The sequence below is a fragment of the Salipiger sp. D13 genome (assembly GCF_003703915.1).
Lineage (GTDB): Bacteria > Pseudomonadota > Alphaproteobacteria > Rhodobacterales > Rhodobacteraceae > Salipiger > Salipiger profundus.
Genome location: NZ_ML112598.1, coordinates 62,085 through 76,680 on the forward strand (window position 1 = coordinate 62,085; position 14,596 = coordinate 76,680).

A 14,596-nucleotide genomic window follows, 5' to 3' on the forward strand; every position below is an offset into this window, starting at 1 on the left:
CCTGCTTCCCCATCGGAAGCCCGGTCAGGCTACAAATGTAAATTTTGAATTACAAGCGTTCATGCCGGTTTTTCGAGCGCTCTGAAAATCTGTGAGGAAACGTTCTCAAGGCGCTGGAAAAGCACGGAATACACCTGTTACGGGCAACGCTTTCGCGGCCCGGTGACACATCGTTTTTTCAGAATGAAGGGGATGGAGAGGCCCTGCGCAGGGCGTGGGCGATGCCCGCCTTGGTCGATTCGCGCAGGGGGTTCTTCGCTCGGGGTTGCGCCGGCGCCCGGGCGTGGCGGGCGCCGGATCATGCGCCTGATCTTGCGTCGGCCGGGGCTCAGCCGGCCGACGCGCGGGGCCGTGTCAGCCCCACTTGTCGAGCGAGGCGCGCAGCTCCGGGTGGTCGCGGGCCATCTCGTCGAGCGACAGCCCCGCCGCCGCCGCGTCCCAGGCCTGCCGGATCGCGCGGACACCGGCCGTGGCGCCCATCGGGTGGCCGTGGATGCCGCCGCCGCCGAGATACATCAGGTCGAGGGTGCGGCCCGTGCGCTCGAAGGTCTCGACGGCCTGGCCGCCCCACTGGCCCGAGCAGACCACCGGCAGCGGGCGGTCGGCCTCGGAGAAGATCGGCGTCATCACGTCGTGGAAGGATTTCACGAAGCTGTCGTCGGGCTCCCAGTATTTCGCCGCGATGCCGTTGATCTGGAACTGGTCCACGCCGAGCAGCCGCCAGATCTTCTGGTAGGCGCGGAACTCCAGCCCGAGCGCCGGGTGGCGGGTCAGGATGTCCCAGCCGTTGCGGTGGGCGTGCAGGCAGAGTTGCGAGCGTTTGCGCAGGAAGCTCATGCCGCCGTGGCCGATGGAGTTGATGTTCACGACCGCCGCGTTGCCGCCGTGGGCGGCGACGTAGTCGTGGTTGCGCATCATCCTGTCCGGATCGGCCGAGGAGATCCCGAAGGCATACATGACCCGCTTGCCAGTCTTCTGCGCGTGCGCCTCGATCACCGGCATGATGGCGTCAACCCGCGCCTCGAGCGGGGCGTAGCCGGGGTTCATCATCTTCTCGTCGTCCTTGATGAAGTCGACACCCGCGGCGCAGAGCTCGGCGACGACCTCGGCGGTTTCCTCGGGTGTCAGCCCGAGCGACGGCTTGATGATCGAGGCGATCATCGGCCCCTCGGCGACGCCCATGAGCCGCCGCGAGCCGGCGATGCCGAACTGCGGACCGGGGTGGCAGGCCCAGCTCGGGGGCAGGTCGATGTCCATGACGCGCACCCCGGTAAGCCCGCTGGCGGCGAAGACACCGCCGATCGCCACGGTCATCAGCGCGGCGATATCGGTGCCGATGGCCTCGATCGGGAAGGCGATGACCGCATCGGCGCGGTTGTAGGGGCCGGGCACGTCGGTGGGAAAGCCCGGGTACGCCGCCGGCTCCAGCGGCATGATCCGCTCGACCCGCGCCGCGCAGCGTTTGCGCACCGCGTCGGTCTCGCCCGGAAGCGCGGTGAAGGTCCCCGTCGACTGGTCGGAGGCGATCTTTTCCGCCATCGCCTCGACGCTGCCGGGGCATTCGATGCGATAGGTGACGCGGATCATTTCATCGGACATGGGCTCTCCTCGATTTTTCCGAACAGTAATACTCATCATACCTGTTGACAATCACAATGTCATAACACAGGCTGACCCTCGATCAGGGAGGAGCAGGCTCCGGTCGGGGCCGGTCTGATCAGTGGAGGAGAGTTACATGAGCATTACCCGCCGCCTTTTCGTATCCGGCCTGGCCGTCACCGCCGTGCTGCCCACCGTTCGCGCCGCCCGGGCGCAGGACAAGGGGCTGATCGCGATCATCACGCCGAGCCACGACAACCCGTTCTTCAAGGCCGAGGCCGTCGGCGCCGAGAAGCGGGCGCAGGAGCTGGGCTACGAGACCATCGTGCTGGTGCACGACGACGACCCCAACAAGCAGTCCGAGATGTTCGACACCGCCATCGCGCGGGGCGCCTCGGCGATCATCCTCGACAACGCCGGGGCCGATGCCACGGTGGCGCCGGTGCAGCGCGCCAAGGATGCGGGCATCCCGTCGTTCCTCATCGACCGCGAGATCAAGGAAAGCGGCATCGCGGTGAGCCAGATCGTCTCGAACAACTACCAGGGCGCGCAGCTCGGGGCCGAGGAGTTCGTCTCGCTCATGGGCGAGGAGGGCCCCTACGTCGAGCTTCTGGGTCGCGAGGCCGACACCAACGCCGGCATCCGTTCTGCGGGCTACCACGACATCATCGACCAGTTCCCCGATCTCGAGATGGTCGCGCAGCAGTCCGCCAACTGGTCGCAGACCGAGGGCTACGAGAAGATGGAGACCATCCTGCAGGCCAACCCCGGCATCAAGGGCGTGATCTGCGGCAACGACACGATGGCGATGGGGGCCTGGGCCGCGCTCGAGGCCGCCGGCCGCACCGACGTGATCGTGGTGGGCTTCGACGGCTCGAACGACGTGCGCGACTCGATCATCAACGGCGGCATCAAGGCGACCGTCCTGCAGCCCGCCTACCGGCAGGCGCAGCTCGCCGTCGAGCAGGCCGACCAGTATCTCGAGACCGGCTCGACCGGCCAGCCCGAGAAGCAGCTCATGGATTGCGTGCTGATCACGCCCGAGAATGCGGGCGACCTCGAGACCTTCGCGCTCTCGAGCTGAGCGACGACGCGACGGCCCGGCCCCGCGCCGGGCCGTCCCACTTCCAGACAAACGCCGGATATCCCATGCGCCAAGCGATACTCTCGGGGGCGCTCGCCTGTCTCATGCTGCCCGCCGCGGCCTGCAAGATCGTGCCGAACCCCGACCCCGACGCCCAGTCCGAAGCCTCGGCCGCCCAGACCGACGAAGCCCGCATGGCGGCCTACGTCGAGGACCGGTGGCAGGGCGAGGTCCTGCCCGTCATCTCCGAGAACACGGTCGCCTACGACGACCTGCAGGCAAGGCTCGGCGAGGGGCTCGACGCCGCCGGCGCGGCCCACGGCCTGCGGCCCGAGGGCGAGGCGAACCCGTGGAATTTCGTCGTGAGCGGCAGCGGCACCGTGACCGAGGCGAAGCTCGACAGCCGCGCCGCGAAGATGCAGGTCGACATGGACGGCGACGGCACTGCCGACGTGACGCTGCAGCTCGGCCCGGTGATCCGGGGCACCGCGCTGCGCGATGCCATGCCCTTCATCGTCTTCACCGATTTCCGCGACCAGATCGAGTTCGCCAAGCTTGCCCGCGCGATGAACGAACGCGCCAGCGCCGGGCTCGAGAAGCCCGAGGGCGAGGTGGTGGGCGAAGAGGTCAGCTTTACCGGTGTCTTCACCCTGCGCGCCGCGGGCGACACCCCCGAGATCGTGCCGACCGAGCTCGAGATGGGCGGTGCGCCATGAGCGGGCCCGCGCATCCCGTAGGCCTCAGCATCCGCGAGGGCACCAAGGTCTACCCCGGCACCGTGGCGCTGAAGGCGGTCGACTTCGACCTGCGCATGGGCGCGGTCAACGTGCTGGTGGGCGAGAACGGCGCCGGCAAGTCGACGATGATGAAGGTCATCGCCGGGGTCGAGCAGCTGACCTCGGGGCGGGTCGAGATGGATGGCCGCGAGGTGCATTTCCACTCGACCGACGACGCCGAGCGCCACGGCATCGGCATCGTCTTCCAGGAGCTGAACCTCTTTCCCAACCTCACCGTCGCCGAGAACATCTTCATGGCGCACGAAAAGACCCGGCTGGGCGTCGACATCGACGCCGAGGCGCAGCGGGCCGAGACCCGGGCGCTGATGCAGCGGCTCGAGCATGACATCGACCCCGACACGCTGGTCGGCGACCTCAAGGTCGGGCAGCAGCAGATCGTCGAGATCGCCAAGAGCCTGTCGCGCGACGCCCGCATCCTGATCCTCGACGAGCCGACCTCGGCGCTGTCGAACGCCGAGGTCGAGATCCTGTTCCGCGTCATCGAGGAGCTGAAGGCCGAGGGCGTGGGCATCGTCTACATCTCGCACCGGCTCGAGGAGCTGATCCGCGTGGGCGACTACATCACCGTGCTGCGCGACGGCGTCATCACCGGGGCACAGTCGATGGAGGGCGTCGACATCCCGTGGATCGTCCGCAACATGATCGGCGAGAGTTCCAAGGATTTCGCCAAGGAAATCGACCACCCCTTCGGCGAGGAGGCGCTGCGGGTCGAGAACATGCGGCTGGCCGACAGCGGCGGCGGCTTCGCCGTCGACGGCGTGTCGCTGTCGCTGCGGCAGGGCGAGATCCTCGGGATCTACGGGCTGATGGGCGCAGGGCGCACCGAGCTGCTCGAGGCGATCATCGGACGGCACCACCACGTCACCGGCGATGTCTGGGTGCACGGCGAGAAGATGGGCAAGCCGCGCGTCGCCGACCGCATCGCGAAGGGGCTCGCGCTGATCCCCGAGGACCGCAAGCACGACGGGCTCGTGCAGATCCTGTCGATCCGCGAGAACATGACGCTGTCGTCGGTCGATGCCTTCACCCGCGGCATCCATATGGACCTTGGCGGCGAGCGGTCGCGGGTGGCCGAGTTCGTCAAGCGCATGGTGATCAAGATCGCCTCGCCCGAGAACCCGGTCTCGGCGCTGTCGGGCGGCAACCAGCAGAAGGTGGTGATCTCGAAGGCGCTGATGACCGGGCCGCGGGTGCTGCTCATGGACGAGCCCTCGCGCGGGATCGACATCGGCGCCAAGGCCGAGGTCTTCCGGGTGATGCGCCAGCTCGCCTCCGAGGGTCTCGGCATCGTCTTCGTGACCTCGGACCTCGAGGAGGTGCTCAGCCTCTCGGACCGCATCATCGTCATGTCGAACGGCCGGATCACCGGAGAATTCAGCAAGGAGGAGGTCACCGAGACCAAGCTCGTGACCGCGTCCGCCGTGGGCCATGCGCCCGACCGCGCGGAAAGGGAGACCGCATAATGACCGACACCACCGCATCCCCCGCCGCGACGCAGGCGGGGCCGAACAACACGCTTCTGCTGCTGCTGAAGGCCCGGACCTTCATCGCGCTGATCCTCGTCTTCGTCTTCTTCTCGATCTTCGCGCCGAACTTCCTGTCGACGGCGAACATGGTGATCATGTCGAAGCACGTCGCGCTGAACGCCTTTCTTGCCATCGGCATGACCTTCGTCATCGTCTCGGGGGGCATCGACCTGTCGGTGGGCTCGATCGTCGGGCTCTGCGGCATGGTCGCGGGTTACCTGCTGCTCAACGGCATCGACATCGGGCTGGGCTGGTCGGTGCAGTTCAACACGCTCGAGATCTGCCTGATCGTCGCGCTCGTGGGCATCGCGATCGGGGCGCTGAACGCCTTCCTCGTCACCAAGCTGAACGTGGCCCCCTTCATCGCGACGCTGGGCACGCTCTACATCGCGCGCGGCGCGGCGATGCTGTCGAGCGAGGGCGAGACCTTCCCGAACCTGACCGGCAACGCCGAATACGGCTCGCAGACCTACCGGATGATCGGCTCGGGCGAGTTTCTCGGCATCCCGGTCTCGATCTGGATGCTGATCGCCGTGGGCCTGCTGGCCGCCTACATCGCCAAGCGCACTCCGCTGGGGCGCTTCATCTACGCGGTCGGCGGCAACGAGCGCGCGGCCGGCCTGTCGGGCGTGAAGGTGACCCGGGTCAAGTATTTCGTCTACATGTTCTCGGGCTTCTGCGCGGCGCTGGTGGGCATCATCATCTCGTCGCAGCTGGTGGCTGCGCACCCGGCGACCGGCGACACCTTCGAGCTCAACGCCATCGCGGCGGCGGTGCTTGGCGGCACCTCGATGTCGGGCGGACGCGGCAAGATCGGCGGCACCATCGTCGGCGCCTTCGTGATCGGCGTGCTGTCGGACGGGCTGGTGATGATGGGGGTCTCGGCCTTCTGGCAGACCGTCATCAAGGGTATCGTCATCATCGCCGCCGTGGTCATCGACCAGGCGCAGCAGAAGGTCCAGGCCAAGGTCGCGCTGCAGGCGCAGGCCGCGGTCGGCAAGTGAGGGAGGCCACATGAGCCGCATCAGGGGCGCACTCATCGGTTGCGGGTTCTTCGCCCGCAACCAGCTTCACGCCTGGCAGGGGATCGAGGGGGTCGAGATCGTGGCGATCTGCGACCGCGACGAGACCCGCCTGGCCGAGACCGGCGACGCCTTCGGCATCGCCCGCCGCTACACCGACGCGGGCCGGATGTTCGACGAGGGTGGTTTCGACTTCGTCGACATCGCCACCACCGTGCCCTCGCACCGGCCGCTGGTCGAGATGGCGGCGCGGGCCGGGGACGGCGCGGGGGTGCATGTCATCTGCCAGAAGCCCTTTGCCGAGAACATGGCGGACGCGCGGGCGATGATCGCCGCCGTCGAGGCCACCGGCAAGACCCTCATGGTGCACGAGAACTTCCGCTGGCAGTCGGCGGTGCGCGCGGCCATCGAGGCGCTGCGCGGCGGCGCCATCGGCACGCCGTTCTTCGGCCGGGTGAGCTTCCGCTCGGGTTACGACGTGTTCTCGGGCCAGCCCTACCTTGCCGAGGGCGCGCGCTTCATCATCGAGGACCTCGGGATTCACATCCTCGACATCTCGCGGGCGCTCTTCGGCGACGTGGCGCGCATCACCGCCACCACCACGCGGATCAACCCCGAGATCCGGGGCGAGGACGTCGCCACCATGCTGCTGGCCCACGAAGGCGGCGTCACCAGCGTGGTCGACTGCTCCTACGCGACGCGGCGCACCCCCGAGACCTTTCCCGAGACGCTGCTCGAGATCGACGGCACCGGCGGCACGCTGCGGCTCGACGCGGGCTACCGGCTGACGATCCAGGCGGCGGGCGGCGAAGAGATCCGCGACGTGGCGCCGCCGGTGCTGCCCTGGGCCGAGCGGCCCTGGCACAACATCCAGGAGAGCGTGGCGCTCATCCAGCAGCATTTCGTCGACTGCCTGCGCGCGGGCTGCGCGCCCGAGACCTCGGGCGACGACAACCTCAAGACCTTCGCGCTGGTCGAGGCGGCCTATCTCTCGGCCGCCGAGGGCCGCACCGTGGCGCTGGCCGAGCTATGACCGACCCCGTCGCGCTCTACGGCACCGCGGTGCCGCCGGCCCCCGCCACCGAGCTGCGCCACGGCGCGGTGACGCTGACCCTGCAGGAGGGTGCGCTGCGCCACATCCGCGTGGGCGGCACCGAGATCATCCGGTCGGTCGCCTTTCTCGCCCGCGACCGCGACTGGGGCACCATCGCGCCCGAGCTCGGCACGCTCGAGCGGCACGAGGACGGCGGCACGCTGCGGCTCGTGCTGCCCATGGGCTTCGACACCGGCACCGCCCGGCTCGACGTGACGCTGCAGGTGCAGATCGCCGAGGGACGGCTCTCGGTCACGGCCGAGGGGCGGGCGCAGGGTGATTTCGAGACCAACCGCGCGGGCTTCACCGTGCTGCACCCGATCGAGGGGGTGGCCGGCTGCCCGGCCCGCGTCACCCATTCCGACGGTCGGACCGAAGACAGCCGCTTTCCCGAGCTCATCGAGCCGTGGCAGCCGTTCATGGACATCGCGGCGCTCGAACACGCGGCGAACGGGATGCGGGTGCGCTGCGCCTTCACCGGCGACACCTTCGAGATGGAGGACCAGCGCCAGTGGGGCGATGCGTCCTACAAGACCTACAACCGGCCCCTCGCGCTGCCCTGGCCCCATGTCCTCGAAGACGGCGCGGCGGTGGCGCAATCCTGCGAGATCACGTGGGAGGCCGCCCCGGACAGCGTGCCGGCGCGTCCCGCAGGCGCGGCTCTGACCGCGCGGGTGCCGCAGACCGCGCTGGTGCTCACCGCCGAGGAGGCGCGGCGGCTGGCGCGTCAGCCCGATGACCTCGACGTCGTGCGCCCGCAGCGGCTGCTGTGTCACGTCGACGCGGCGGCGGCGCCCGCGGCGCCACAGATCGCCGCCTTCGCCGAAGCGCAGGCGGTGTTGCCCGGCATCCTCTTCGACCTCGAACTCATCGGCCGCTTCGATGGCAGCCAGACCCCGCGCGAGGAACTCGACGCCCATTCCGCCGCCGTCCGCGACAGCGGGCTGGTGCCCGCGTCGGTCTTCGTCTGCCCCTCGGTGGACCGCCAGTCGACGCCGCCGGGCTCCGCGTGGCCAGACTGCCCGCCGCTCGAAGAGATCCACGCCGCGGCCGCCCGTGCCTTTCCCGACCTGCCGAGAGGCGGCGGGATGGCGAGCCTCTTCACCGAGCTCAACCGCAAGCGTCCGCCGGTCGGGCAGCTCGATTTCGTGAGCCACGGGCTGTGCCCGATCGTCCATGCCGCCGATGACGGACACGTCATGGAAACCCTTGAAACCATTCCGCATGTCGCCCGCTCGGCGCGCGCCATCATCGGCGAGGCAGAGTATCGCATCGGGCCTGCGACCATCGCCATGCGGCAGAACCCCTACGGCTCGCGCACCATTCCCAACCCCGGCGGCGGGCGGGTCTGCATGACCGACGACGACCCGCGCCACCGGGGGGCCTTTGGCGCCGCCTACGCGCTGGGGCTGGCGGCGGCACTTGCGCCCTTCGACATCGCCGTCTGGACGCCCGCCGCGCTCTACGGCCCGCGCGGGCTGTTCGGCGACGATGGCCCTCTGCCGCTTGCGGGCGTGCTGCGCGCGCTGTCGGAGCTTGCCGGCGAGACGGTCCGCGAGGCCGGCATTGCCGAGGGGATCGCCACGCTGGCGACCGACGGCGCGCGGCTGTCGGCCAACCTCACGGCGTCCGACAATGGGGGGCTGCCGCCCTACGGCTGGCATCTCGCGCGCGGCACAGAGATTGAGACTCCCGCCCGGAGGGATTACTTATCAGGTTGACAGACCAGTAGACGCCGGAGGGCCCACGTCATGGACAGCGGAACGCACGCCAAGGGCGACAAGATCGTCCGCCGCAAGCTTTCGGAGCAGGTTCTCGAGCGGCTGCACGAGATGATCCGCACGCATGAACTCAAGCCCGGCGAATTCATGCCCTCGGAACGCACGCTGATGGAGCGCTTCGGGGTCGGACGGCCCGCCGTGCGCGAGGCGCTGCAATCATTGCACAACAGCGGGCTCATCACCATCAACCACGGCGAACGCTCGCGGGTGAACGAACTGAACGCCGCGAGCGTGCTGTCGAAATCCGACGAGCTGGCGCGGCTGGTGCTGGATTCCGCGCCCGCCAACCTCGACCACCTGAAACACGCGCGGCAGATGTTCGAGCTTGGCATGGTCCGCGTCGCTGCCGAGAACGCGACGCCCGAGGACATCGCCGAGCTGCGCGGCCTGATCGAGACCCAGCGCAGCAAGCTGGGCGATGCCACGGCCTTCATCTCGACCGACATGGCGTTTCACCGCAAGCTGGCGTCGCTGGCGAACAACCCGATCATCCTGTCGGTCTCCGACGCGATGCTGGGCTGGCTCTTCGAGTATCACGTGAGCCTGTTGCACCGCTCGGGCAGCGAGGACGTGACGCTGGCCGAACACGCCAAGATCGTCGATCACATCGAGGAGCACGACGTGGAGGGTGCGGTCGAGGAGATGCGCCGCCACCTCGAACGGTCGCGCATCGTCTTCGAGCCGCGCGACTGACACCGGGCGCGCGGCCGGTCCGCTCAGCGCGGGCCGCCGCCGTCGCGGATCCAGCCGAAGAAGTCCTCGCTTCCCATCTGCCCGCCCTTGAGCGCGATCTGCAGCCCGTCGTGCGCGCCGCCGCCGTGACCGGTGCAGAGCGCCGCGCCGGGAATGGTCGGCGCCAGCGCCTCGAGCGCCTCCAGCCCGAGCGCGCGCATCCCGTGTCCCGAGGTGTCGCCTCCCGAGATCACCGCGCGGCGCAGGCCGCTCTTGCGCAGCACCCGGTCGAGCACGCGCCCCAGCGCCTGCCCGATGCGGGCGTTGGCGGTTTCCGCGTCCACCGCGCTGGCCGAGAGCGCCGCGCGAAAGGCCGCGACGCGGGGGTCCTTCGGCCCCTCGGCCGAGGTGACGAGCGGGCTCGCGCCCCGGTCCGCGGCGGTCAGCGCGGCGGTGGCGCAGCGGTCGATTTCCGCCTCCAGCGCCTCGGGCGCCCCCAGCACCGCGACCGTGTCGAAGGGGATGAGCGCGAAGCCATGCGCCGCCGACCACGCGAGCTGCTTTGCCGTGCTGGGCGAGACCGATCCCGAGACGGCGGCGATCCGGTCGACGCTCCCGGCGCTTGCGGGCGCGGGCGGTTGCGGCAGCGCGCCGGTCTCCTGCCAGTGTCGCACGAGCGCGTATTCCAGTCCCTGCGAGCCCACCGCCACGCCCAGCCGGGCGCGGTTCTGCCAGATCAGATGGCCCACGGCGGCCTCGCTGCGGGGCTCCATGTCGTCGAACGACAGGATGCGCGCACCCTCGGCCAGCGCCGTCTCCAGCGCGGTCTGCGGATCGTCGGACCAGAGCGCCTCGAGGTCTATGAGCCGCGCGGGCAGGTCGGTCTGGCCCGCGAGGTGGCGCAGCAGGTCCGACTCGGTCATCGGCGTCACCGGGTGGCGCGACATGACCGGGTGGCGATCCAGCCGGAAGACGCCTTCGAAGGTGCCGGCGAAGAGGTGCCCGAACGACTGGTAGCGGCGCATCTGCGGCGCGGCGGTCACCAGCGGCACGGCGTCTGCGGGACGCTGCGCGAGGCAGAGCGCGATGGCGGCGCCGATGTTGCCGGAGGTGGGCGAGGAATCGAAGGTCGAGCAGACCTTGTAGTGCAGGATCTCGGCCCCGGTCGCGTCGAGCCACGCGAGCGGCGCGGGCAGATGCGCGCGCATCCAGTCCGGCCCGTGGGTGCGGGCGGTGGTGGCGATGCCCACCGCGTCGGCGTCGGCGAAGCGCGCGGCCAGCGCCTCGGAGGGGATGTCGGAGAACAGCACCGTCTTCAGGCCGGCGAAGGCAAGCACCTCCATCACGGCGGCGGAACCGGTGAAATCATCCCCCAGCCAGGCCAGTTTCGGCGTCATCGCGTGCTCCTCCCGTTGCTGCCACCGCGGACAATCGCAGTTGACATTACCTGTTGCATATTATCTGATCATACCAGTTGAACAACCCCTGAACCCGGAGGAGAACCTGCAATGACCAAAGTCGCGCTTTTCGGAGCCGGCGGCAAAATGGGGGTCCGTCTGTCGCTGAACCTTGCGAAGACGGATTTCGACGTCGCCCACATCGAGATCAGCGACCCCGGCAAGGACCGGCTTCGCGCCGAGGTCGGCGTGGAGGCCGTCGACGCCGAGACCGGGCTGGAGGGGGCCGAGGTCGTCATCCTCGCCGTGCCGGACACGGTCATCGGCAAGGTTGCGGCGAAGGTGGTGCCGGGGCTCGCGCCGGGCACGATGGTGGTGATCCTCGACGCCGCGGCGCCCTATGCCGGGCATCTGCCCGAGCGGGACGATATCACCTATTTCGTCACCCACCCCTGCCATCCGCCGATCTTCAACGACGAGAGCACCGAGGCCGGCCGCAAGGACCACTTCGGCGGCGTCGCGGCGCAGCAGGGCGTGGTCAATGCGCTGATGCAGGGGCCGGAAGAGCACTATGCCCTGGGCGAGTCCGTCGCCAAGGCGATCTACGCCCCGGTGGCGCGCAGCCATCGTGTCACCGTCGAGCAGATGGCGCTGCTCGAGCCCGGCCTGTCCGAGACCGTCTGCGCCTCGCTTCTCGTGGTGATGCGCGAGGCCATGGACGAGGTCGTCTCGCGCGGGGTGAGCTACGACTGCGCCCGCGATTTCCTGCTGGGGCACATGAACATCCTCGGCGCGGTGATCTTCGACGAGGTCGAGGGCCAGTTCTCGGACGCCTGCAACAAGGCGATCGAGTTCGGCAAGCCGGCGCTGATGCGCGACGACTGGAAGAAGGTCTTCGAGATGGACGAGGTCGCCGCCAGCATCCAGCGCATCACCTGACGCGCAGCGCGCGGGACGGACCGGAACGACGGGGGCGCGGCGGGCAAACGCCGCGCCCCTTTGCCGTGCCTCAGGACACCCGCACGCCCCGGCTCCAGACGCCGCGCAGCAGCGGCACGTCGCCGGCGAGCCCCATGCGGAGCAGGTCGCCGCGTTGTCCGGTGGCGAGGCTGCCGCGATCGTCGAGCCCCGCGGCGCGGGCGGGGTTGCGGCTCACGCAGGCGATGGCACGGGGCAGGTCGTCCCAGATCGCCGCGAGCCGGAAGGCCGAGAGCAGCAGCGCCGAGGGCACGTAATCCGACGACACGATGTCGAGCAGCCCGGCCTCGGCCAACTCCTGCGCCGCCACGTTGCCCGAGTGCGACCCGCCCCGGATCAGGTTCGGCGCGCCCATCATCACCGCGATGCCCTGCGCGTGGCAGGCCTCGGCGGCCTCGAGGGTGGTGGGGAACTCCGCGAAGCCCACGCCGTTCGCCCGCGAGGTCGCGACCTGCGCGGCGGTGGTGTCGTCGTGGCTGGCCAGCACCGCGCCGTAGCGCGCCGCCTCGGTCACCGCGCCGGCCTGGTGGCGCGCGCCGTAGAGCCGCTGCAGCTCCTTGAGGTTGGCGACATGCTCGACGAACTCGGCATCGGTCATGCCGCGCTTTTTCGCGACATAGGTCTTGAGCGCGCCGAGGTCGCGGAACTGCCGCTGCCCCGGCGTGTGGTCCATCAGCGAGACGATGCCCACCCGGTCCTCGGGGCCGAACTGCGCCATCTCCTCGAGCAGGGTTTCCGAACAGATCTCGGCCCGCAGGTGCAGGAAGTGGCTGATCTTCAGGTGGCCCGCCGCGCGCACCGCGAGCAGCTCGTTGGCGAGGTTGCGGGCATAGGCGTCGTAGCGCGCCTTGCTGTCGTGGATCGAGCCCACCCGCAGCGCGTCGAACACGGTGGTGATCCCGGTCGAGGCAAGCTCGGCGTCATGCGCGAGCAGCGCCGGCATGTGCGGCCAGTCGACCGAGGGGCGCGGCTCGATGTGGCGCTCGAGGTTGTCGGTGTGCAGCTCGACGAGGCCGGGGGTGACGTGGTCGCCCCGGCAGTCGACGGCGCCCTCCGGGACATGGTCGCCCTCGTCGATGGCGGTGATGACGCCGGCCTCGACGGTCACGCGGCCGGTCACCATCCGGTCGGGCAGCACCAGCGTCGCGTTGGCGAGGCAGAGGTCGCCGGTCACGGTGCCGTCGTGAGCGTCTGCGAGCGAGGCGGGAGAGAAGGGGGAATTCATGTCGGATACTCGGTTTGCGGTCGGTGGGCCGCCGGGGCGGCGGCGGATCGGCTGTCGGGACGGCAGCGCCCAGCAGAGCGCGTTTCCGGGGCCCGCTCAAGCCCGGTCTTGGCGCGCGGGCCGCGCGGGGCATGAAAACGCCAACGCGGGGCGAAGGGACGGGCCATCAGACCCGCTCCGCCTGCAGCGCGGCGAGGGCGGCTGCCACGGTGTCGTCGAGCGCACCGTCGTTCGAGACGCGCAGCACGTCGAGCCCCGGGGGCAGCGGCTTGTCGGCCTGCGCCAGCCGGTTGCGGATGTCGGGCCCGCTCTCGCGGCCACGGGCGGCAAGACGGCGGGCCAGCACCTCGGGCGCGGCGGTGACATGCAGCACGCGCAGCCGTTCGAACACCTGCGCCGCGCGGGGCAGGGCGCTGCGCGACAGGTTGGCGAGACAGTCGGTGCCGGCGGCCAGCTCGTCGCGGACCCCGGCGGGGATGCCGTAGTGCAGACCGTGGGCCTCCCAGTGCAGGCAGAAGCCGCCCGATGCCACGCGCGCGGCGAAGGCCGCAGGCGTGAGCGGCTCGTAGTCCTCGCCGCCAAGGCCGGGCGCGCGGGTGATGCAGCGGCGCACCAGCCGAAACCCGGGCGCGGCCGCGGCGATGCCGGCCATCACGCTGTCCTTGCCGACCCCCGAGGGGCCGACGACGGCGACGAGGCGCCCGCCGCTCATGCCGCCCTCGCAGGCGTGAAGCGGCCCACGTCGATCTCGCGGTCGCAGACCCGGGCACGGGCGGCCTCGTCGTGGAAGATGCCGACGATGGCGGCGCCGCGCGCCTTGGCGTCCTCGATGAGCGACAGCACCACCTCGCGGTTGGCGGCGTCGAGGCTGGCGGTCGGCTCGTCGAGCAGCATGGCGGGATAGCGGTGCGCGAAGCCGCGCGCGATGTTCACCCGCTGCTGCTCGCCGCCCGAGAAGGTGGTGGGCGACAGCGCCCACAGCCGTTCGGGGATGTTGAGCCGCTCGAGCAGCGCCCGCGCCCGGGCCTCGGCCTCCGCGGCGGACACGCCCACCGCGCGCAGCGGCTCGGCCACGACCTCGAGCGTCGGCACGCGCGGGACCACGCGCAGGAACTGGCTGACGTAGCCCAGCTGGTCGCGGCGCAGGCAAATGATCTCGCGCGGCTCGGCCTGCACGAGGTCGGTGCCGCCGATCCGGATGCTGCCGGCCTGCGCGCGGTAGTTGCCGTAGATCATCCGCATCAGCGTCGACTTGCCGGCGCCCGAGGCTCCGGTGAGCGCGACGCATTCGCCGGGCCGGACCGACAGCGTGACGCCGGTCAGCACCTCGATCACTGCCGCGCCCTGGTTGTGCAGGGTGAAGGTCTTGGAGACATTGGTGATCTCGATCATGGGGGGCTCCTGCTGCCGGGTCCTGGTTTC

13 protein-coding genes are annotated in these 14,596 nt (G+C 69.9%); 8 read left to right on the forward strand and 5 right to left on the reverse strand.

The genetic code is table 11. The features are described from left to right. Positions 1–354 precede the first annotated feature (354 nt). Positions 355–1,599, reverse strand: a complete 1,245-nt coding sequence (gene oiaX, locus D6860_RS13310) for a 3-oxo-isoapionate-4-phosphate decarboxylase OiaX (protein WP_083697965.1) — start codon at positions 1,597–1,599, stop codon at positions 355–357. A 136-nt stretch (positions 1,600–1,735) separates the two neighbouring features. On the opposite strand from oiaX, the gene D6860_RS13315 reads away from it, so the two are divergent. The 7 genes from D6860_RS13315 (at position 1,736) to nanR (ending at position 9,595) form a co-directional block, all read left to right on the forward strand. Beyond that, a complete protein-coding gene (locus tag D6860_RS13315) occupies positions 1,736–2,683 on the forward strand; it encodes a D-ribose ABC transporter substrate-binding protein (RefSeq protein ID WP_017469396.1) in 948 nt (315 codons plus the stop codon). A 65-nt stretch (positions 2,684–2,748) separates the two neighbouring features. Beyond that, on the forward strand, positions 2,749–3,399 hold the full coding sequence (locus D6860_RS13320; RefSeq protein ID WP_076625526.1) for a DUF2291 family protein: 651 nt from the start codon (positions 2,749–2,751) through the stop codon (positions 3,397–3,399). Then, complete coding sequence (locus D6860_RS13325) at positions 3,396–4,943, forward strand: sugar ABC transporter ATP-binding protein (RefSeq protein WP_076625525.1); 1,548 nt, start codon at positions 3,396–3,398, stop codon at positions 4,941–4,943. The genes D6860_RS13320 and D6860_RS13325 overlap by 4 nt, the downstream gene beginning before the upstream one ends. Beyond that, complete coding sequence (locus D6860_RS13330) at positions 4,943–6,010, forward strand: ABC transporter permease (protein WP_076625524.1); 1,068 nt, start codon at positions 4,943–4,945, stop codon at positions 6,008–6,010. The genes D6860_RS13325 and D6860_RS13330 overlap by 1 nt, the downstream gene beginning before the upstream one ends. A gap of 10 nt (positions 6,011–6,020) precedes the next feature. Then, complete coding sequence (locus D6860_RS13335) at positions 6,021–7,061, forward strand: Gfo/Idh/MocA family protein (protein WP_076625523.1); 1,041 nt, start codon at positions 6,021–6,023, stop codon at positions 7,059–7,061. After that, complete coding sequence (locus D6860_RS13340; protein ID WP_076625521.1) at positions 7,058–8,842, forward strand: D-apionate lactonase family protein; 1,785 nt, start codon at positions 7,058–7,060, stop codon at positions 8,840–8,842. Before D6860_RS13335 ends, D6860_RS13340 begins: the two co-directional genes overlap by 4 nt. A gap of 30 nt (positions 8,843–8,872) precedes the next feature. Beyond that, the gene (gene nanR, locus D6860_RS13345; RefSeq protein ID WP_076625520.1) at positions 8,873–9,595 is read left to right on the forward strand and encodes a transcriptional regulator NanR; all 723 of its coding nucleotides are present in this window, start codon (positions 8,873–8,875) and stop codon (positions 9,593–9,595) included. A gap of 23 nt (positions 9,596–9,618) precedes the next feature. On the opposite strand, the gene D6860_RS13350 is transcribed toward nanR, so the two are convergent. Further along, a complete protein-coding gene (locus D6860_RS13350; protein ID WP_076625519.1) occupies positions 9,619–10,971 on the reverse strand; it encodes a four-carbon acid sugar kinase family protein in 1,353 nt (450 codons plus the stop codon). A gap of 111 nt (positions 10,972–11,082) precedes the next feature. Between D6860_RS13350 and D6860_RS13355 the strand changes: the two genes are divergently transcribed. After that, the gene (locus D6860_RS13355; RefSeq protein WP_076625517.1) at positions 11,083–11,910 is read left to right on the forward strand and encodes a phosphogluconate dehydrogenase C-terminal domain-containing protein; all 828 of its coding nucleotides are present in this window, start codon (positions 11,083–11,085) and stop codon (positions 11,908–11,910) included. Between the two features lie 70 nt (positions 11,911–11,980). Here the strand turns inward: D6860_RS13355 and D6860_RS13360 are convergent, their stop codons facing one another. The 3 genes from D6860_RS13360 to phnL all read right to left on the reverse strand — a co-directional run bounded on the left by D6860_RS13360 (position 11,981) and on the right by phnL (position 14,566). Then, entirely contained in the window at positions 11,981–13,174 is a 1,194-nt protein-coding gene (locus D6860_RS13360) for an alpha-D-ribose 1-methylphosphonate 5-triphosphate diphosphatase (RefSeq protein ID WP_179949497.1), read from the reverse strand. 166 nt (positions 13,175–13,340) lie between these two features. Continuing rightward, positions 13,341–13,886, reverse strand: a complete 546-nt coding sequence (gene phnN / locus D6860_RS13365) for a phosphonate metabolism protein/1,5-bisphosphokinase (PRPP-forming) PhnN (RefSeq protein WP_076625516.1) — start codon at positions 13,884–13,886, stop codon at positions 13,341–13,343. Further along, positions 13,883–14,566: a phosphonate C-P lyase system protein PhnL gene (phnL, locus tag D6860_RS13370; protein ID WP_076625515.1), complete on the reverse strand. Its 684-nt coding sequence runs from the start codon at positions 14,564–14,566 to the stop codon at positions 13,883–13,885. Before phnL ends, phnN begins: the two co-directional genes overlap by 4 nt. Positions 14,567–14,596 lie beyond the last annotated feature (30 nt).